The organism is Azospirillum sp. UENF 112521 (assembly GCF_058780665.1).
In genome coordinates, this window is record NZ_JBSNCI010000002.1 from 1249484 (window position 1) to 1268883 (window position 19400).

Genomic DNA, 19400 nt, shown 5'->3' on the forward strand with positions numbered 1-19400 from the left:
GTCTTCCTGACGCTTACCTGTCGGACTTGTCGACGAACTTGTCGGCCTTCTTCTGATCCTCGGCGGCCTCGCGGGCCATTTCCTCGCCGATTTTCGGATCGATGCTCTTGGCTTCCTCGATCAGGTCGCGCGCCTTGCGGGCATCGCCGTCGGCGGCCTTGTCCAGCGCCTGCTCGGCCAGATCGTGGGCCTTCTTGTGTTCGGGGCTGTCTTCGTGGCGGGTGGCCATGGGGCGTTCTCCTTTGGCTTGAGCATTGAGAAAACTGTCGTTGTCCAACAGGAGCCGCCTGCCGGGGTTCCGCTCTCCGCACTGCACAAAAAATTTTTGGAAGTGACGGAATAGGGAAGTCGGTCCACCCGTTTGTGTGGCTGTCCGGTGGCGAGCGGCCACCCAGCAACAGGGCACGCGAACTCCCCATGAGCAACCCGAAGAACTCGATCCGGCGCGCAGCCATCGCCGCCGCCATGCTGGCCGTGACTGCGGGCCACGCGTCCTTCTGGTCCTGGCGCAATGCGCCGACGCCTGTGGAGGCGGAGCCGGGACGTATCGAATCGGTGTCCTATTCGCCGTCGGGCCGCAGCTATGACCCGAACCACCAGCCGGTGGTGCCGCGCAAGGACATTGAGAAGGACATGACCGCCATCGCCGGCTTCGCCGACGGCGTCCGTACCTACTCGACTCTCGGCTCGCAGGGCGAGGTGCCGGAGATCGCGGTGTCCAAGGGGCTGGACGTCACGCTCGGCATCTGGCTGAGCAAGGACAAGTCCCGGAACGAGCGGGAGGTGCTGCACGGCATCGCGCTCGCCAAGGAATTCCGCGGCATCAAGCGCATCGTCGTCGGCAACGAGACGCTGCTGCGCGCCGAACTGACCGATGCCGAACTGGCCTCCTACATCAAGCGCGTGCGCGCCGCCGTCCCGGCCAACATCAAGGTCGGCACCGCCGACGTGTGGTCGGAGATGGTCAAGGCCGACGCCACGGTGAAGGCGTCCGACTTCATGGGCGTCCACGTCCTGCCCTACTGGGAAGGCGTGCCGGTGTCCGATGCGCTGACCTGGATCCGCGACCGGCTCGACACCGTGCGCAAGGCCCATCCGGGCAAGGCGCTGTTCGTCGGCGAGGTCGGCTGGCCGTCGGGCGGCGAGAACTTCCATGACGCCTACCCGACGCCGGAGGCCCAGGCCGCCGTCGTCCGCGGCTTCGCGGCGGAAGCCAACGCGCTCGGCCTGCATTACAACGTCGTCGAGGCCTTCGACGGAATCTGGAAGTCGACCATCGAAGGCTCGCCCGGCCCGACCTGGGGCGTGCTGGATGCCGACCGCCAGCCGAAATGGTCGATGACCGGTGCCGTCGCCGCCCCCTATGGCGAGCGGGTCGCCGCGGGCGTCGCCATCGCCGTCGGCCTCGCCCTGTCGGCCTTCGCCGTGTTCCGCCGCCGGACCAATGCCGGCTTTGCACTGGCCGCCTCGCTGGGCGCCAACATCATCGGCTTCGCCATCGGCTCCGCCGTCGCCGGCGCCTTCTCGGAATATCTGACCTTCGGTGCGGTCACCACCTGGGGCTCGGCCTTCGCGCTCGGCACCCTGATGATGAGCGTCGCCTTCGCCGATCTGGTGGACGTCGCCCGCCGGTTGCTGACCGGCCGCGCCCCGGCCCTGCTGCCGCACGCGGTGCCGAGCACCGAGCACAAGCCGATGGTCTCGATCCACGTCGCCGCCTGCCGCGAGCAGCCGGACGTGCTGAACGCTACGCTGGCCTCGCTGTCGCGGCTCGACTACCCGAACTATGAGGTCGTCGTCCTGATCAACAACACCGAGGAGGAGCATCTTGTCCGCCCGGTGGAGGAGATGTGCCAAGCGCTGGGGCCGAAGTTCAAGTTCCACTGGTACAAGAAGATCTCCGGCTTCAAGGCCGGCGCCCTGAACGCCGCGCTGCGCCACACCGATCCGTCGGCCGAGATCGTCGCCGTGCTGGACGCCGACTACACCGTGTCGCCCGACTGGCTGTCGAAGCTGGCTCCGACCTTCGCCGATCCGTCGGTCGGGATCGTCCAGGCTCCGCAGGAACACCGCGACGGCCACGAGACGGTGCTGAAGTCGGCGATGACCGCCGAGTACCGTCCCTTCTTCGACGTCGGCATGCAGGAAGGCGTGTCGAGCCAAGCCTTCATCTGCCATGGCACGATGATCATGCTGCGCCGCTCGGCGATGGATCAGGTCGGCGGCTGGTCGGAAGCCGGCATCTGCGAGGACACCGAACTGGGCCTGCGCATCCTGTCGGCCGGCTACCGCGCCGCCTACACCGACGAGCGGCTCGGCGCCGGTCTGGCCCCGGACAACTTCATGCAGTTCCGCAAGCAGCGTGACCGCTGGGTGTTCGGCTCGACCCAGATCGTTCGCGCCCACTGGAAGAAGTTCCTGCCGGGTGCGGCCGAGCTGAGCGCGCGGCAGAAGCTGGGCTACGTCACCAACTGGATCCGCTGGTGGTCCGATGCCGTCGGCCTGTTCGCCGCCGCCGCCGCCGTGGTCTGGACCTTCGCCTCGCTGGTTCTGCCGCTGCACCTGCCGCCGGTGGCCGCCACCGCCGCCGTGCTGGGTGCGCTGGTCCTGCGCGCCGGTTCCAGCCTGCTGGCCTCGCGCTATGCCTCGGGCAACAGCTGGAAGGAAAGCCTGGGTGCCTGCGCCGTCGGCATGGCGCTGTCCACCACCGTCGCCCTGGCCGTTGTCCGCGGCCTGTTCCGCAAACAGGACGCCTTCCGGGTGACCGCCAAGGGTGGCAAGCGCACCGCCGGCCGCTTCTGCGCCAAGCCGGAAGCCTGGCTCTCGGCCGCTCTGGTCGCCTCGGCCGCCACCGCCGCCCTGGTCAACCCGCTGGGCACCCTGTCGCTGGAACTGTGGTCGGTGCTGCTCGCGGCCATGGCGGTGCCGAACCTGATGGCCGTCGCCTTCGGCATCGGTGACATGCTTCCGGTCCGCGAAGCCAAGCCGGCCCCGGTTCCGGCGGTCCAGCAGGGCAACACGGCCGGCCAGGAGCAGGGCACGAGCCACCCGGTCGCCGCGTAAGGCCTCTCCTCCTTCCCTCATGCAAAAACGGCCCCTTCCCCGCCTGACCGGTGGGGGAGGGGCCGACTTTTTTGGGGGTGGAATCGCTTTTCCCACCAAGGTGAAACTTGTCTGCAACAGCGCTTCGTGCCTACCATCGGCGGCTCAAACCGATAAAGACGCGCGAACCAACGCGCCCAGCCACCTTCGGAGGGAGAATGTCATGCACGTCGTGAAAGCGTCCGACCAGTCCCCGCCTTCGCTGTTGTCCGGCGACAACCGGGTTCGACTGGAGCAATGGCTGGCCGCGCAGGCCGGCGCATCCCGCGTCACGGTGACGGAGGATGGACGGCTCGGCGGCGGGGCGATCTCCCTGAATCTGGCAGTGACTCTGGATATTGTCGGCGGGCCGCTGGCCGGGCGCCATGCCTGCGTGCTGCGGGCCGAAGGTGGCGGGCGTATCTCGGCCAGCATCGGCAAGCTGCGGGAGTTCGTGGTGCTGCGCGCCGCCTTCGCGGCCGGAGTGATAGCGCCGGAGCCGCTGTTCGGCTGCGACGATCCGGCGGTGCTGGGCCATGACTTCTACATCATGCGGCGGGCCGAAGGGCTCGGTGCCGGCCATGCGGTGACGCGGTCGGATACGGCGCAGCCGGAACTGGCGCGCGAACTTGGGCGGCAGCTTGGCCTGCTGCACCGGATCAGGCCTGATACCGAGGGGCTGGAGCGGCTGGGCGAGGCGCCCGACTGCCCGGCGCAGGAGACGCTGGCGCAGTACCGCCGCTGGTTCGGCGATCTGGGACGGCGCGATCCGGTGATTGCCTGGGGGCTGCGCTGGCTGGAGGTCAACGCGCCGCAGCCGGGTGCGGTGGTGCTGTGCCACCGCGACTTCCGCACCGGCAATTATCTGGTCAAGGACGGCGCGCTGACCGCGATCCTGGATTGGGAGTTCGCCGGATTCAGCGACCCGATGGAGGATCTCGGCTGGTTCTGCGCCCGCTCCTGGCGGTTCCGCCGGCCCGACCGCGAGGCGGGCGGCATCGCCGACCGGGCCGACTTCTATGCCGGCTATGAGGAAACCTCAGGCCGCCGCGTCGATCCGGCGCGCGTCGCCTACTGGGAAACGGCGGCCTATCTGCGCTGGGCGGCGATCGCGGTGGAACAGGGGCTGCGCCACAGCTCGGGTGCCGAGCGCTCGCTGGAACTGGCGTTGACCGGACGGATGCTGCCGGAAATCGAGATGGACATGCTGCGCCATCTGCGTGCCATCAGCGCTCTCGGCGGCATGGCGGCGGGTGCCGTGGAGAAGGTGGCCTGATGCGCGCCAATCCCGATGCCCGCGGCCTGATGGAGATCGCCGCCTCAACCTTCCGTGCCGACGTGCTTCCCCATGTGGCGCCGGAGGCCCGGTTCGCCGCGCTGATGGTCGCCAACGCGCTGGAGATCGCCGAGCGCGAGTTGAAGGGGCTGGACGCTGCCGGCCATTCGATGCTGGGCGCGCTCGCCCTGCTCTATGGCGAGGATGCCGACGACGCGCTGTCCGGCGACGACCTGCGCAAGCGGGTGGAGGCCTTGCAGCACCGCCTGTGCATCGAGATCGCCGCCGGCGATTTCGACCAGGAGGGGCAGGACGTGCTGATGGACGCGCTGGAGGCCATCGTCGAAGCGCGGCTGGGCATCTCGAACCCGAAGGCGCTGGGGTAAAGGTACCGAGGGCGGGACGCTCCCGGCGCCCCGCTTCCCGGTCAGGCTCTCTGTGCCTTCCGTTCGCGCTTGACCTCATACATGGCGGCATCGGCCTTCCGCAACGCTGCGTCCACGGTGATGGTGCGTGGATCGACGGCGGTGGGGCCGAAGCTTGCGCCGGAATAGTGCAGGGTGACGCCCCGCAACTCGTAGTCGCCGATCAGCAGCGGCGCCAGACGGTTGCAGAGGGTCTCCGCTGCCGCCTGACCCGCAGCATCGTCGGATGGGCCAAGGCCGGTGACGATGAATTCGTCGCCGCCGAAGCGTCCGAGGATGTCCCCAGACCGGAGGCCTGCCGACAGGCGCGTGCCCACCTCGATCAGAAACGCATCGCCGACTTCATGGCCGTGACGGTCATTGATCGCCTTGAAGCCATCCAGATCGATGAAGGCGATCAGCACAGTCTGCCCTGTCGATTCGGCTCCGGCGAACAGACGGTCCATCTCCTTCAGAAGGAAGCGCCGGTTGGGCAATCCGGTCAGGACGTCGGTGAAGGAATGGGCCTCCAACGCGCTGTTGACCGATTGCAGGTTTTCGAGAAGTTGTTCCCGTTCCACATGCAGGCCGATCAGCGAGGAAAACAGGCGAAGAGTCTGTTCCCCCTTCGGGGTCAGCGGCTTGCGTTCCGAACCGGCCGCGCACAGCGTTCCAAACAGCGTGCCGTCATTCAGCCTGACCGGCGTGCTGACATAGGTCTGGATGCCGAGAGCCTTGGCGGCGTCGCAATCGCCCCACAGCGCCGGCACGTCTTCGGTATGGAATCTTCCTTCGTCGAGCGCGCGTTTGCACAGTGTTCCCTCCCAGGGGACGACAAGCCCTTCGGGGATCTGCATCGTCTTGGTGTTGTAGGCGAACAGAACGCGCTGTATGCCCATTTCCTGGTCGATGCAGGTCAGATAGGTGGCCTCCAGTTCCGTTACCGCTTCAAGCAGGCTCAGCAGCGGGCGGGTCAAATCCTCAACCGACCGAGCGGAGGACAGGGTCTCGGAAATCTCGGAGAAAAACTTGTCTGACATGGAGGATCCGTCGACTGCACGACAATAGTGGGTCTATGAAACGTTGTGGCCGTACATGAGGAAGGGCCAAATGCCGTCGGACCATCCCGGATACGCTTGGTGAACCGCCTCAACTTCATACTCTGAACAGTATGATGCCATAACCTAATGCAGCGTTCAAGTTGGGGCGTCTGTCCATGCCGTGTCATCAACTTCCAAGCCATTTGTCCGAGGCGTTGAAGTCCGGGCGAGTGCACCGCGGGCAAGCGCACCAGACCGTCGGAGGCGTGGCAGGGCATGGGCCCTATCGCAATTCCCGCCAAGCCTGCGCTCGACAGACGGGGGCAATGCAGCCATATAATCGGTTCCCGTTCCGTACCATTCCTTCGATCGGATCGCCGCCCCATGGCAAGCCCTGTCCTGTCCGCCATTCCCGCCAAGCCTCTCGCGAAGCTGGAAGCCGGAAAGCAATTCGTCATCGTGTCGGACTACACGCCTGCGGGCGACCAGCCCAACGCCATCGAGGAACTGACCGGCGGCCTGCGGCAGGGCGAGAAGGACCAGGTGCTGCTGGGCGTCACCGGGTCGGGCAAGACCTTCACCATTGCGCATGTCATCCAGACGGTGCAGCGCCCGACGCTGGTCCTTGCGCCCAACAAGACGCTGGCGGCACAGCTGTATGGCGAGATGAAATCCTTCTTCCCGAACAACGCGGTGGAATACTTCGTCTCCTACTACGACTACTACCAGCCGGAAGCCTACGTTCCGCGCACCGACACCTATATCGAGAAGGAATCGTCGATCAACGAGCAGATCGACCGCATGCGCCACTCGGCGACGCGGGCCCTGCTGGAACGCGACGACGTCATCATCGTCGCGTCGGTGTCCTGCATCTACGGCATCGGTTCGGTCGAGACCTACTCCGAGATGACGGTGGACCTGCGCAAGGGCGAGGTGATCGCCCAGCCGGAGCTGCTGCGCAAGCTGACCGAGCTTCAGTACAAGCGCAACGACGCCGCCTTCGGCCGCGGCCTGTTCCGCGTCCGCGGCGACACGGTGGAACTGTTCCCGGCCCACATGGAAGACCGGGCGTGGCGCATCTCGTTGTTCGGCGACGAGATCGAGGCCATCCACGAGATCGACCCGCTGACCGGCGAGAAGCTGGCGGCATTGGAGGCGGTGCGCGTCTATCCGAACAGCCACTATGTGACGCCGAAGCCGACACTGAATCAGGCGATCAGCCAGATCAAGAGGGACCTCAAGGAGCGGCTGGAGGAGTTCGCTGCCGAAGGCAAGCTGCTGGAGGCGCAACGGCTGGAGCAGCGCACGACCTTCGACATCGAGATGATGGCGGCGACCGGCTCCTGCGCCGGCATCGAGAACTATTCCCGCTACCTGACCGGCCGCGCCCCGGGCGATCCGCCGCCGACGCTGTTCGAATATCTGCCGGGCGACGCGCTGCTGATCGTCGACGAGAGCCATGTCATGGTGCCGCAGATCGGCGGCATGTACCGTGGCGACTTTATGCGCAAATCGACGCTGACCGACTACGGTTTCCGCCTGCCCAGCGCCAAGGACAACCGCCCGCTGAAGTTCGAGGAATGGGAGGGCATGCGGCCACAGACGGTCTTCGTCTCCGCCACGCCCGGTCCCTGGGAAATGGAGCGCACCGGCGGCGTCTTCACCGAGCAGCTGGTCCGCCCGACCGGCCTGATCGATCCGCCGGTGATCATCCGCCCGACCGAAACCCAGGTCGACGACCTGATCGGCGAGTGCAAGGAGGTGGTCGCCAAGGGCTATCGCGTTCTGGTCACCACCCTGACCAAGAAGATGGCGGAGGCGCTGACCGAATACATGCACGAGGCGGGATTGCGCGTGCGCTACATCCACTCCGATGTGGAGACGCTGGAGCGCATCGAGATCATCCGCGACCTGCGGCTGGGTGCTTATGACGTGCTGGTCGGCATCAACCTGCTGCGCGAGGGGCTGGACATCCCGGAATGCGCTCTGGTGGCGATCCTCGACGCTGACAAGGAAGGCTATCTGCGGTCCAGGACCTCGCTGATCCAGACCATCGGCCGTGCCGCCCGCAACGTCGACGGACGGGCGATCCTCTACGCCGACAAGATCACCGACAGCATGAAGTACGCCATCGACGAGACGGCACGCCGCCGCGAGAAACAGATGGCCTACAATCTGGAACACGGCATCACGCCGGAATCGGTGAAGAAGGCCATCGGCGACATTCTGGAAAGCGTGTACGAGCGCGGCGACCATGTGACGGTCAAGACCGGCCTGAACTCCAACGAACTGGTCGGGCACAACCTCAAGAGCGTCATCGCCGACCTGGAAAAGCGCATGCGGGCCGCCGCCGCCGACCTGGAGTTCGAGGAGGCCGCCCGTCTGCGCGACGAGTTGCGCCGGCTGGAAGCGATGGATCTGGGGCTGGAGACTCCCGGCAGCATCGGCATCAGCAGTGCCCGCCAGGGTCGCGGCATTCCGGAAGGGGCGCCGAAGAAGCAGGACAGGCGCCGGCGGGGGCCGTGATCCACCTGTTGTTGACCCACCCTTGTCCTGAACAGGTTGCAACACCATACTTCCGCTTCCCGTAGGGTGGCGCGGGATCGCAGGAGGGTCGTGGCTTGTTCGTTCGTCGTGTCGTGAGGGTGCCGCTGATTGCGCTGGCGCTGTGTGGCGTCGGCATCGGGTCGGCATCCATCGCCGCGGCGGCGGATGCGAAATCGGCGGCGAAGCCGAACGCAGTGGCCGAACTGCCGCCGCCGTCGCTCAAGACCAAGTCCGGCGATTGCGAACTGGCGGAGCAGGGCAACGCCGATGCGGCATTCCGGCTGGCCCGCCGTTATCTGTTCGGCAAGGGGGTGCGCAAGGATCGCCGGCTCGGCACCGCCTGGCTGCGCGCCGCCGCCTCGCGTGGACATCCGGAGGCGCGGCGGCTGGTCAATTATGTTCCCGGCCGCATGGGGCGCATCCGTCCCTGGTGCCGCCCCGGCGCTGGCCCGGTGCGGGAGATGGGGCCGCCCCCGGCGGATGTGGTGGCCCTGGTCAACGGCATCGCGCCGAAATACGGCATCGACCCGGCGCTGGTGCTGGCGGTGATCCAGGCGGAGAGCGCCTTCCGCACCGATGCGGTGTCGCCCAAGGACGCCGCCGGGCTGATGCAACTGATCCCCGACACGGCCGACCGTTTCGGCGTCGGCGATGTCTTCGACCCCAAGCAGAACATCACCGGAGGGGTGAAGTACCTGCGCTGGCTGCTGGCCTATTTCCAGGGCGACGTGACGCTGGCGCTGGCCGGCTACAATGCCGGGGAGGGGGCGGTGGACCGCTACAAGGGCGTTCCGCCCTATGACGAGACGCGCAACTACGTCCGCATCATCCGCCGCATCTATGAAAACACCCGCCATCCCTTCGACGGGTCGGTGGCGGAGCCGTCGTCGGCCATGCCAGCCATCCGTGCCGCGGCGGAACGCGCGGTCGAGGCGGAGTTGCCACGCGGCGCCAAATCGCCGAAAAAGGGATAGTCCCGTCAATTCTGAACAGGAGTGCCCGCCCGTGCCGATGTCCGAACGCAACGTCCTCGGCCTCAGCGCCGCCGGGTTCCACAGGATGGCCTACACCCAGTGGGGGCGTGACGATGCCGCGCGCACGGCGGTCTGCGTCCATGGGCTGACGCGCAACGGCCGGGATTTCGACCGGCTGGCGCTGGCCCTGGCGGATGGCTGGCGGGTGGCCTGCCCCGACGTGGTCGGGCGCGGCCGCAGCGACTGGCTGCCGGTGCCGGCGCTCTACGGCTATCCGCAATACTGCTCCGACATGGTGGCGCTGATCGCCCGCATGGGGGTGGAGACGGTCGATTGGATCGGTACCTCGATGGGCGGGCTGATCGGCATGACCCTGGCGGCGCAGGCGAACAGCCCGATCCGCCGCATGGTGATCAACGATGTCGGCCCCTTCATTGCCCAGGCCGGGTTGCAGCGGATCGCCGATTATGTCGGCAAGGACCCGGTGTTCGAGGATCTGCCGGCGCTGGAATCCTACCTGCGTTTCGTCCTGATGGGCTTCGGCACAATCGGTGACGAGTGCTGGCGCCATATGGCGCAGCACAGCGCCCGGCCGCTGCCCGACGGGCGGTTCCGCTTGGCCTACGATCCGGCCATCGGCGATGCGTTCAAGACCGCGCCCATCGGCGATGTCGATCTGTGGGCATTGTGGGATCGGGTGCGCTGCCCGGTCTTGGTCCTTCGCGGCGCGGACTCCGATCTGCTGAGCGCCGAAACGGCGGAGCGGATGGCGGAACGTGGACCGGGAGCCGCCGGTCTGGTGCAGGTGGTGGAGTTTGCCAACACCGGCCACGCCCCGTCCCTGATGACGGACGAACAGATCGCCATCGTCCGCAGCTTCCTGGCGGAGGGCTGAGCACCCTCCGGGGCAGGCAATCAATTCACCCGGCGCAGCACCGTGTCGAGCCGGCCATGGCCGTCCTTGTCGAGCCAGCTGGCGGCGACGCGGCCGTCGGGGCGTAGGCGGTAGCGCAGGATGTTGCGGCCCTTTTCGTCGAAGACCAGCTCGCCATTCTCGATGCGGCCCTTGCGGCGCACCCGTTCGGCGGGCTGGTCCGATTCCATGCCGGCGCCCAGCACATAGTCGGCATAGACGGCGTCGCCCTCGGCCTTCTCCACCGACAGGGCAACCTCGCGGCCATTGATGTAGCTGCCGTACCACATGCCCATGTAGGGGCGCAGCGTGGCCGTCGCGTCGTTGCCCCTGGCCGAGCCCGATGCGTTCGCGGGCAGAGCGGCCTGCAGCATCTCGGCACTCGGGCTGCGTCCCCAGGTCTCGTCGCAGGGCGGATCGTTGGGGGTTGGCGGCTCCTCCGCGAAGCGGACGATGCAGGCGCCGAAGCGGCGGACGAACAGCCCGGTGTTGGCGGCGCCATGGCCGGTCAGCAGCGACGGCTGGTCGACGATCAGGCTGCTCAACCCGCGCTGGGTCAGGATGTTGCGGGCCGGTTCGGCGCGCCCGCCCGGATCGAAATCGTCGCCGTGGAAGAAGAACATCATCACCCGCGCCCGGCGGACCTCGCGCAGGATCGGCCAGAGCTGGGCGGCGTTCTCGCGGTAGCTGTCGAACGCCTCGGTGAAGTTGCCGAAGGCGGCCGGTGCAGTGGCGATGACGGCGTCGATGGCGTTGGTCTGGCCGGCAGCGATCAGCGAGATAAAGGCGCCGAATGACTGGCCGGTCAGGGCGACCCGGCGATAGCCCTTGGCCTTCAGCGCCTCCGAATAGCCGGCGAGCGCGCGGGAGCTGTTGGGCAGGGTGTCGCTGACCCGCATGCGGTCCAGCCGGTACACGTCCCAGCCGGCGTCGCGCATCGCTTTCATGAAGAGCGGGGTGGGGGCTTCCGAATCTTCGGAGTCCACCGAGCGGCCGTGGCTCCAGACCACCGCGCCGCGGGCCTTTGCCGGACCGGCCAGCGAGGCCTCGCCGTAGGCGGATTTGAGAACGATCTGGGCCATTGCCGGGTGGGCGACCGTCAGGCCCCCGGCGACAGCCAATCCGATCGTCGCGACCAGTGCGAGAACACCCCCCCGAATCGTCCGCCTCATGCCCAGCGATCCCCCTGAACTGCTTAGTCGCTTCAGGATTGCCGCCGTTCGTTAACGCGACCTTTCCATGGTTTTCACTGTCACGCACGGACGCTTTTTGTCACAGGCTATTTTCGCAAATAAGAATGACTCGCAATTAGTGACGGGAAGCGGTAGGGTCTTCCTGCAACCGGATGAAGGAGTATCGGCATGTGCGGGACGGTGGATGAGGGGCGGTACTCGCCTTGGACGGTGGCGGACCTGACGACCGCCGAACGGGCATTGCTGACCGGCGTGCGCCAGTGGTTCCGTGCTGGCACCGCCGGGGCGATGGCATCGATGCGCATCGGTCTGAATGTGGCCGGCGTGCCGAACACCGCACTGCTGCCGCTCTTCGCCCTGCTCGGCACCTTTGCGGTTGCCGGCGCCCGCCGGCCGGAGATCCGCTGCCCGGCCTGCAGCCGGATCAGCATCGACGAAGCCGCCCTGCTGGACTCCCTCGCCGCGGTGCAGAGTGGCGATGCGGAGGTCGCGACACAACTGCTCGACCGCTGGCTGCCGCCGGTCGCACTGCTCATGGCGACCGACGCGATGGCTGAACTGGGCGGCGTGCTGGATGGCGCACGCATCTTCCTGCCGCGCCGACGGGCGGCACGGCTGGTGACGCCGGCAACCGGCCCGACCATGGGCGACATGGCGATGGCGGCCGAATAGAGAGTGGCGGAGCAGGGGTCAGTCGCCCGCCATCTTCAGGCTCTGGCTGCGGTCCGAGGGGGCGCCGGTCGCGCCACTGGCTTCGGGCAGCCGTTTGTGCAGAAGCCACTGGTCGATGGCGACGCGAACCAGCCGGCCTTCCGGCGTGTGGTAGAGAAAGTGCCCGCGCTCCCGCCCGCAATGGTCGTACCCCAGCCGTTCGTAGAAGGGCAGCACGCCGACATTGTCGCGGTCCACCCCCAGTTCGGCGAAGGGCACGCCACGCTGGAACACCACCCGTTCGGCTGCCCGCACCAGCCGGACACCGATGCCGATGCCACGGAAGGGCTGGAACACCCGCAGTGCCCATAGGGTCGCTCGGCCGCTCGGCCGCTTGCGCAGGAAATCGATGCAGATCTGGCCGACCGGAAAACCGTTGACGTCGGCCAGCAGCATGGCGCCGTCACCGCGTTCCTGAAGATGGAATGCGCCGGCGATGATTTCGCGATGGGGTGTGTGCAGGCCGTACCATTCGAGCGTCGACAAATCCTCCTGCCTTGCCGGACGGATGGTCAGCGGCAAATCGAGCGTCTCGCTGTTCCCGCCCTCACTGCCGTCCTCCTCTGCCGCATCCAGTCCGAAGTGAGCGTTGGTGGCTGTGCCGCGGATGCCGACGCGGCGCTGTGCTGTTGCCATGATGCCGATGCCTCGCAGGTTTTTCCCCGCACTGTGCCGCCGATGGATCGGATGGCGGCTTCGCTGACAACCCTACACGCCATGCGGACGTTCCCACGCTGCGCGGTTGGGATAAGGCTTTCGGTGGGACACCCCATTTTCGTGGTTTTATATAAAACAAATAAAATTTTACTATAATAAGAAATTACTGGGCGCTGCTTGTGTTGTGGAGAGGGTTTGTTCTCTGGGATGAAAGCTGATCTATGAAAACAGCAATGGGTTGAATGCCGGAAGTCTTATTGACGTTGTAAGACGCAGTTTGATAAATCTGTCGGAAGAGATTAACTCTCTCTTGCGTATGAAGAATAAAGCAATTTTACCTAAAATTCTCAACATCAGGCGGGGGATTGCATCATGACGAGAATCGTCAATCTGGGGCGTACCGGTTTGTTCGTGGCGATGCGCGGTGGAGTAATGACCAGCCTGGGCGGTCACAGCCATTGGCGCAGCGCCGACGAGGTTCGCCGCGCCGCGCTGGCGGAGAATGTTCCGGTCAGCGATCTCGTGGTCCGCACGCTGGCTTGAGCGGTCGCATCGCCGCAAAGCCCGGACATTAAAAAAAGGGCGCGTTCCTTGGGGGAGCGCGCCCTTTCCTCGAACCTGCACCGTGAAGCGGATCAGCCGGCGCGGACGCGGGTCAGGAAGCGCTCGACCTCGGACCTCAGGGTACCCGACTGGCGCGACAGTTCGTTGGTCGCCTCCAGAACCTGACGGGCCTCTTCACCGGCATTGTTGGCCGATGCGTTTACCGCGACGATGGTTTCGCTGACCTCGCGGGTGCCGATCGAAGCCTGCTGCACGTTGCGGGCGATCTCCGTCGTGGCGGCACCTTGCTCTTCCATGGCCGTGGCGATGGAGGTGGAGATCTCGTTGATGCGGGCGATGGTGCCGGAGATCGAGCGGATGGCCCCGACCGCCTCCTGCGTCGCCCCCTGGACGGCGCCGATCTGCGAGTTGATCTCCTCCGTCGCCTTGGCGGTCTGGTTGGCGAGGCTCTTGACCTCGCTCGCCACGACGGCGAAGCCCTTGCCGGCCTCCCCGGCACGTGCCGCCTCGATGGTGGCGTTCAAGGCAAGCAGGTTGGTCTGGCTGGCGATGTCATGGATCAGCTTGACCACCTGCCCGATCCGGCTGGCAGCATCTGCCAAGCCCTGAACGGTGGCGTTGGTCCGCTCGGCCTCGGTCATCGCGGCGTTGGCGATGGCCGCCGACTGGGTCACCTGATGGCTGATTTCGCCGATCGAGGCGGTCAGTTGCTCAGCCGCCGCGGCGACGGTCTGGATGTTGACCGAGGCCTCCTCGGCGGCGGCGGCGACCTGGGTCGACTGCTCGCTGGTGGTTTCCGCCGTGCGGCTCATCGCCTGGGCAGTGCCCTGCAACTGCTGGGCTGCACTGGCCACCGCCTGGACAACGCCCTTGACCTCGCGTTCAAAGCTGTCGGCAGTGCTGCCCAGTTCCCGCGCGATGATCGCCGCGGTGTTCAGGTCGATATAGACGGAGGTGGCGAGATCCATGTCCAGGAACACCGCCTTGTTGATCGCCTGGAGAAGCTGCGACAGCTTTTCCGGCTTCTTGCGGTAGATCTGGGTCGCCAGTTCAATCAGCTTGTTCAGGGTGAAGCAATAGGCGCCGGTGTACCAGCGCGGTTCGAGCCCGATGCGCTGGTGGGTCTGGCCGATTTTCAAAACCTGATTGACGTAGGCCTCGTCGAAGGTGCCGGTGAAGACGTTGCGCAGCCAATGCTGCTTCTGCAGGTCGCGGGCGCGGCCGGTCACCACGGGATTGACCAGCATCGGCGCCACCTGCGGCACGGCGCGCAGGTAGCCGTAGAACTCTTCCAGAATTTGATCGATGCGCTGCGCCAGATAAGGCTGGAACTCCCGCAGGGTTGCCTTCGTCGCTTCGTCGATGCGCAGGAAGGTGATGCGGTCGATAATCGATTGAGTCTGGGCAGCGTTCGACATGGAGCCCTCTCCCATATGTGATATGACTAGCGTACTATAAATTGGCGAAAATGCAATTTTCTCCGCGGGCCGCACATCATGCGCAAGCATTCCCAACTTTGAACCTGTCACTTTGTCGCATGGCATCTTCAAGCGGCAGCAAGGGCAACGGATCGCGGCCGGTTGGGATCGAAGCCGAAACAGTCCATAAAAGAAAAGGCCGGCGAGCCCAGGGGCACCGCCGGCGTGAAGGTTACAGGTCTGGAGGCAACAGGCGGGCCGACAACCCGCTGGAACGATGCGGAGCACGGCAAAGCCGGTCCCGCATATGTCCCGTCCGGCAGTGTGGCAGACGGACGGGAAAACGATGTCCGGTCAGGCCACCATGGGGGTGACCGGGCGGCGCAGGGCCTGTGCGGCGCTGAGCACCGCCTTCTGGAGCTTTTCGAAAGCCCGCACTTCGATCTGGCGAACCCGTTCGCGCGAAACCGAGAATTGCTGGCTCAGCGCTTCGAGGGTCGAAGGGTCGTCCTTCAGGCGGCGTTCAAAGAGGATGCGGCGTTCGCGGGCGTCCAACCGGTCCAGCGCCTGTCCGACCAGCCGGCGGCGCAGCGCCAGTTCGTCGGCCTCGGCCAGCATGGCATCCTGGGTGGGCCGGTCATCGGCCAGCAGTTCCAGCCAATTGGTTTCGCCATCCGACGAGAGGGTGGCGTCGAGCGAGCTGTCGTTGGCGGCGAGGCGGCGGTTCATTTCCACCACCTCGGTCTCCGGCACGTCCAGTTCGGCGGCGATGGTGGCGACGGTCTCCGGCGACAGGTCGCCCTGTTCCAGCTCGGCCATCTGGCTCTTCAGGCGGCGCAGGTTGAAGAACAGCTTCTTCTGCGCGGCGGTGGTGCCCATCTTCACCAGCGACCAGCTGTGCAGGATGTATTCCTGGATCGCCGCGCGGATCCACCAGGTGGCGTAGGTGGCGAAGCGGAACCCGCGCTGCGGATCGAATTTCTGGGCCGCCTGCATCAGGCCGACATTGCCCTCTGCCACCAGATCGACCAGCGGCAGGCCATAGCCGCCGAAGCCGCGGGCGATCTTGATGACGAGGCGGAGATGGCTGCCAACGAGCTGTTCCAGGGCCTGCGGATTGCCGCGCTCCCGCCAGGCGATGGCGAGGTCGCGCTCGACATCCGGGGCAAGGATCGGGAAGCGCTTCGACTCCTCGATGTAGCGGGTCAAGCTGGCGTTTTCACCGATCAGCAGTTTCTTCAGCACGTGTTTGCCTCCTCTCCAACGCTTCCCGAAACGGCCTCTTTCGCAAGGCCGGCCCGGTCGGGGCCCATGGCGGGGATCGCCTTAGAGGCGATGATCCATTGGCGGACGCAGGAATATCGTCCGTCTTTATCGGCTCTGGCCGGCTTTGGTTTGTATTGGGGTCTGTATTTGCTTGGCGTCTTAAGGAACTGCGTCCTTATGACACTGTTAATGTGGCCGCAGAAATGCGACGGATCAACCCTGTAAAGGGCGTGTTCCGGGTGTTTTTCGGCGTATACCCAGGCTCTTCTTCCACCCGCACCGGCAGTCTGGAGGAGGGGCATTTCTATGACCCCTGACCTTCGGCCGGGTGACGTACGGGCGAGCGGTTCATCCCCAATCGGCCGGCCGGACGTCGGACCGGACAACATCGCTATACCGCATCTGCGAAAGGGAACGGAGGCAGGCAGTTCCCGGGTCGACCGGATTGGCGGGAGGCGACTATGCCTCTGCGATGAGGATGGTGATAGAACCGCCCGTGGTTCCTCAACCATACCGGAACCCTAGATGGGAAGGCCGAGCCACTTCGCCACCAGAACATTGGTCATATGACAACAATGGGCAAGGAGGTAGCCCGGGGGGAGTGGGGCGGCGCCGGGCGGAGCCGGGGCCGGGCAAAGAAAAAGGCGCGTCCCGAAGGACGCGCCCGATCGAGCAGCGATGGACGGAGAGCCGTTATTCGGCCGCCGCACGCTTGCGGCCAAGCCCGAGCTTGGTCGCCATCTCCGAACGCGCCTTGGCATAGTTCGGGGCAACCATCGGGTATTCCGGCGGCAGGCCCCACTTGGCGCGGTATTCGTCCGGCGTCATGTCATAGACGGTCTTCAGATGCCGCTTGAGCATCTTCAGCTTCTTTCCGTCTTCCAGACAGACGATGAATTCCGGCGTGACCGACTTCTTGATCGCGACGGCCGGGACCAGTTCGGCCTTGGCCGGGGCCGGCTTGTCGTCGCCCAAATTGCGGAAGGCGATCTGGACGCTGTTGATCAGCGTGGGCAATTCCTGAACCGGCACTGAGTTGTTGCCGACATAGGCGGCAACGACCTTGGCGGTCAGCGATTGCAGTTCGGTTTGATCGATGGTCATGGCTGCGATCCCCTTGTGACGCGGATGCGGGCGGATCAGCCGTTCACCAGATCGCGCAGCTGCTTGGCCGGCTTGAACTTCGGAGCCTTGGAGGCGGCGATCGCCACGACTTCGCCGGTGCGCGGGTTGCGGCCTTCACGGGCGGCACGCTCGGCCACCTCGAAGATGCCGAAACCGGCCAGGCGCACATCTTCGCCGCGGCCCAGCGCGCCGGAGATGCCCTCGAACACAGCCTGAACGACCTTGGCCGCGTCGGCCTTCTTGATGCCGGCGTTGGTGGCGACGGTTTCGATCAGCTCGGCCTGGTTCATGCAAAACTCCATTTGTTCGGTTTGGTTTCGGTTTTTCGGAGTTATTGGCAGAACGGCACCATCCGCACAAGAGCGAACACAGATTGGGCAACCGTTGGTGTTTTTCTTGCGCATCATTCGTTCGCCATCTGTGGCGTCGCTGCATCAAGTAGCGGGTCCGGATGGCGTTTCGTTCGTCATCGCCGCAGATTTCCAGGGCTTTGGCATCTCAGGCACGCTGTCGGGACTGCAACTCGCAAAGGTCAGCGAAAGACGCTGAGCGCTGCTTTTGCTTGTCGGGTGCGTTCGCTCCTTATCGCGGTCTTGACCCGCGGCAGAGCGACACCATCTGCTGGCAAGTTCGGGTCCGGGCCCCTCTGACGATCGAGGCGTCGGTCGTGATGTCGGAACCGCTTGATCTCTCCGCTCACGCAGCGTCATCAAGTGGGTTTTACGATGGACAGTTTGTTAGCGACTGTTTTTCTCGAATTTATGGGAAAGCCGGTCTGGATTTGGTTGGTATTCGTCGGCATTGTCCTGACCCTTCTGGTCCTGGACCTTGGTGTTCTGAACCGCCGCGACCATGTCATCGGCGTCGGCGAAAGCCTGAAGCTCTCGGCCTTCTACATCGCGGTCGCTATGCTGTTCGGCGGCTGGGTCTGGTGGTCGATGGGCGGCGAAGCCGGCTTGCAGTATTACACGGGCTTTTTCGTCGAAAAGAGCCTGTCACTCGACAACGTCTTCGTCATATCGCTGATATTCAGCTACTTCGCGGTGCCGCGTGAATTGCAGCACCGGGTGCTTTTCTGGGGCATCCTGGGCGTCATCGTGCTGCGCGGCCTGATGATCGGCGCCGGCGCGGCGCTGGTGTCGGAATTCCACTGGATTCTCTATCTCTTCGGCGCCTTCCTGGTGCTGACCGGCATCAAGATGCTGTTCGCCAAGGACGAGGAGACCAACCTGGGCGAGAATGTCGCGCTCCGGTTCGTGAAGCGCCACATCCGCGTCACCGACCGCTTCCACGGCCATCACTTCCTGATCAAGGAGCCGGTGGGCGACAGCGGCACGATGCGCTGGACGGCGACGCCGCTGCTGCTGGCGCTGATCATGGTCGAACTGGCCGATCTGGTCTTCGCGGTGGACAGCGTGCCGGCGATCTTCGCCATCACCACCGACCCGTATCTGGTCTATACCAGCAACATCTTCGCCATCCTGGGCCTGCGCGCGCTGTATTTCGCCCTGGCCGCGATGGTCCACCGTTTCCGTTACCTGAAATATGCCCTGGCGCTGGTGCTGGTGTTCATCGGCGGCAAGATCTTCTACACGCAGGTCTTCGGCAAGCCCGACCCGCTGATCGCGCTTGGCGTGACCTTCGCTCTCATTGGCGGCGGCGTGGCGGTGTCGCTGTGGAAGACCAGCCGCGAAAACAAGGCGGTGGCGGCCGAGTAACCGCGACGGTCGACGCTGGGGGGCGGCACGCCGATGCCGCCCTTCCCGTCCGTCTCAGAACCCCAGCTTCGCCAGTTCGGCGATGCTGTCCGCGGCAGTGCGGTGGAGGATGAAGCGTCCGCCGGCCGTTTCCCAAGGCTCGCGGGCCTTCTCGCGGTCGTCGACCAGGATGGCGCCGGGAGTGGCATAGCGGGCCTTGTCCCGGGCCATGCAGGTGATGACCGGGATGTCGGCCCCCAGCATGCGGGCGACCCAGCGCGTCTTCTGCGCAGGCGCCCAACTGCCCAGCGGCAGGCCGGTCAGGATGGTCGGCCGGTGCGGTGCGCAGAAGCTCCAAAGCTCCTGCGCGTCGTGCATGAACTCCAGCGTGCCGAAGAAGTCGGCATGCCGGGACAGCGCCCGCCACATCTCCTTCATCGCCAGCTGTTCCGGCCGCTTGCCGGTGACCGCGACGACGCCGCGGTCGAAATCGGCAAGCACGCCGTCGAGGTCGAGGAACAGCGGCGGCGCCAT

The 19400-nt window shown here is 65.5% G+C and carries 18 protein-coding genes; 9 read left to right on the plus strand and 9 right to left on the minus strand.

Features of this window, described 5'->3' with window-relative positions; genetic code table 11:
* Positions 1-13: 13 nt before the first annotated feature.
* Complete coding sequence (locus ACWPN8_RS08230) at positions 14-229, minus strand: hypothetical protein (RefSeq protein ID WP_492240475.1); 216 nt, start codon at positions 227-229, stop codon at positions 14-16.
* A 188-nt stretch (positions 230-417) separates the two neighbouring features.
* On the opposite strand from ACWPN8_RS08230, the gene ACWPN8_RS08235 reads away from it, so the two are divergent.
* The 3 genes from ACWPN8_RS08235 to ACWPN8_RS08245 all read left to right on the plus strand — a co-directional run bounded on the left by ACWPN8_RS08235 (position 418) and on the right by ACWPN8_RS08245 (position 4743).
* Complete coding sequence (locus ACWPN8_RS08235) at positions 418-3063, plus strand: glycosyltransferase (RefSeq protein ID WP_109096290.1); 2646 nt, start codon at positions 418-420, stop codon at positions 3061-3063.
* Positions 3064-3265: 202 nt separating this feature from the next.
* Positions 3266-4357 carry a phosphotransferase family protein gene (locus ACWPN8_RS08240; RefSeq protein WP_492240476.1) on the plus strand — a complete coding sequence of 364 codons (1092 nt, stop codon included), beginning with the start codon at positions 3266-3268 and terminating at the stop codon, positions 4355-4357.
* Entirely contained in the window at positions 4357-4743 is a 387-nt protein-coding gene (locus ACWPN8_RS08245) for a DUF6285 domain-containing protein (RefSeq protein WP_109096292.1), read from the plus strand. Before ACWPN8_RS08240 ends, ACWPN8_RS08245 begins: the two co-directional genes overlap by 1 nt.
* A gap of 41 nt (positions 4744-4784) precedes the next feature.
* On the opposite strand, the gene ACWPN8_RS08250 is transcribed toward ACWPN8_RS08245, so the two are convergent.
* Positions 4785-5801: a GGDEF domain-containing protein gene (locus tag ACWPN8_RS08250; RefSeq protein WP_109096293.1), complete on the minus strand. Its 1017-nt coding sequence runs from the start codon at positions 5799-5801 to the stop codon at positions 4785-4787.
* A gap of 384 nt (positions 5802-6185) precedes the next feature.
* Between ACWPN8_RS08250 and uvrB the strand changes: the two genes are divergently transcribed.
* The 3 genes from uvrB (at position 6186) to ACWPN8_RS08265 (ending at position 10217) form a co-directional block, all read left to right on the plus strand.
* A complete protein-coding gene (uvrB, locus tag ACWPN8_RS08255; RefSeq protein ID WP_492240477.1) occupies positions 6186-8327 on the plus strand; it encodes an excinuclease ABC subunit UvrB in 2142 nt (713 codons plus the stop codon).
* Positions 8328-8422: 95 nt separating this feature from the next.
* On the plus strand, positions 8423-9322 hold the full coding sequence (locus ACWPN8_RS08260) for a lytic transglycosylase domain-containing protein (RefSeq protein ID WP_492240478.1): 900 nt from the start codon (positions 8423-8425) through the stop codon (positions 9320-9322).
* A gap of 31 nt (positions 9323-9353) precedes the next feature.
* Positions 9354-10217, plus strand: a complete 864-nt coding sequence (locus ACWPN8_RS08265; RefSeq protein WP_492240479.1) for an alpha/beta fold hydrolase — start codon at positions 9354-9356, stop codon at positions 10215-10217.
* A gap of 20 nt (positions 10218-10237) precedes the next feature.
* Here ACWPN8_RS08265 and ACWPN8_RS08270 read toward each other — a convergent pair whose 3' ends face one another.
* Positions 10238-11407 carry an alpha/beta hydrolase gene (locus tag ACWPN8_RS08270; RefSeq protein ID WP_492240480.1) on the minus strand — a complete coding sequence of 390 codons (1170 nt, stop codon included), beginning with the start codon at positions 11405-11407 and terminating at the stop codon, positions 10238-10240.
* A 189-nt stretch (positions 11408-11596) separates the two neighbouring features.
* Here ACWPN8_RS08270 and ACWPN8_RS08275 point away from each other — a divergent pair, with 189 nt between their 5' ends.
* Complete coding sequence (locus tag ACWPN8_RS08275) at positions 11597-12100, plus strand: hypothetical protein (protein ID WP_492240481.1); 504 nt, start codon at positions 11597-11599, stop codon at positions 12098-12100.
* Between the two features lie 18 nt (positions 12101-12118).
* On the opposite strand, the gene ACWPN8_RS08280 is transcribed toward ACWPN8_RS08275, so the two are convergent.
* Positions 12119-12775 (minus strand): GNAT family N-acetyltransferase, encoded by a 657-nt coding sequence (locus ACWPN8_RS08280; RefSeq protein ID WP_492240482.1) that lies wholly within the window; start codon positions 12773-12775, stop codon positions 12119-12121.
* Positions 12776-13168: 393 nt separating this feature from the next.
* On the opposite strand from ACWPN8_RS08280, the gene ACWPN8_RS08285 reads away from it, so the two are divergent.
* The gene (locus ACWPN8_RS08285; protein WP_158285358.1) at positions 13169-13339 is read left to right on the plus strand and encodes a hypothetical protein; all 171 of its coding nucleotides are present in this window, start codon (positions 13169-13171) and stop codon (positions 13337-13339) included.
* Positions 13340-13431: 92 nt separating this feature from the next.
* Here the strand turns inward: ACWPN8_RS08285 and ACWPN8_RS08290 are convergent, their stop codons facing one another.
* The 4 genes from ACWPN8_RS08290 to ACWPN8_RS08305 form a co-directional block, all read right to left on the minus strand.
* Positions 13432-14778, minus strand: coding sequence for a globin-coupled sensor protein (locus ACWPN8_RS08290; protein ID WP_109096300.1), 1347 nt, complete (start codon positions 14776-14778; stop codon positions 13432-13434).
* 354 nt (positions 14779-15132) lie between these two features.
* The gene (gene rpoH / locus ACWPN8_RS08295; protein ID WP_109096301.1) at positions 15133-16023 is read right to left on the minus strand and encodes an RNA polymerase sigma factor RpoH; all 891 of its coding nucleotides are present in this window, start codon (positions 16021-16023) and stop codon (positions 15133-15135) included.
* A 714-nt stretch (positions 16024-16737) separates the two neighbouring features.
* Positions 16738-17148 carry a Ros/MucR family transcriptional regulator gene (locus ACWPN8_RS08300; RefSeq protein WP_109096302.1) on the minus strand — a complete coding sequence of 137 codons (411 nt, stop codon included), beginning with the start codon at positions 17146-17148 and terminating at the stop codon, positions 16738-16740.
* 35 nt (positions 17149-17183) lie between these two features.
* On the minus strand, positions 17184-17459 hold the full coding sequence (locus ACWPN8_RS08305) for an HU family DNA-binding protein (RefSeq protein WP_012974184.1): 276 nt from the start codon (positions 17457-17459) through the stop codon (positions 17184-17186).
* A gap of 435 nt (positions 17460-17894) precedes the next feature.
* Between ACWPN8_RS08305 and ACWPN8_RS08310 the strand changes: the two genes are divergently transcribed.
* Positions 17895-18887: a TerC family protein gene (locus tag ACWPN8_RS08310; protein ID WP_492241381.1), complete on the plus strand. Its 993-nt coding sequence runs from the start codon at positions 17895-17897 to the stop codon at positions 18885-18887.
* 54 nt (positions 18888-18941) lie between these two features.
* On the opposite strand, the gene ACWPN8_RS08315 is transcribed toward ACWPN8_RS08310, so the two are convergent.
* On the minus strand, positions 18942-19400 hold the full coding sequence (locus tag ACWPN8_RS08315; RefSeq protein WP_492240483.1) for a hypothetical protein: 459 nt from the start codon (positions 19398-19400) through the stop codon (positions 18942-18944).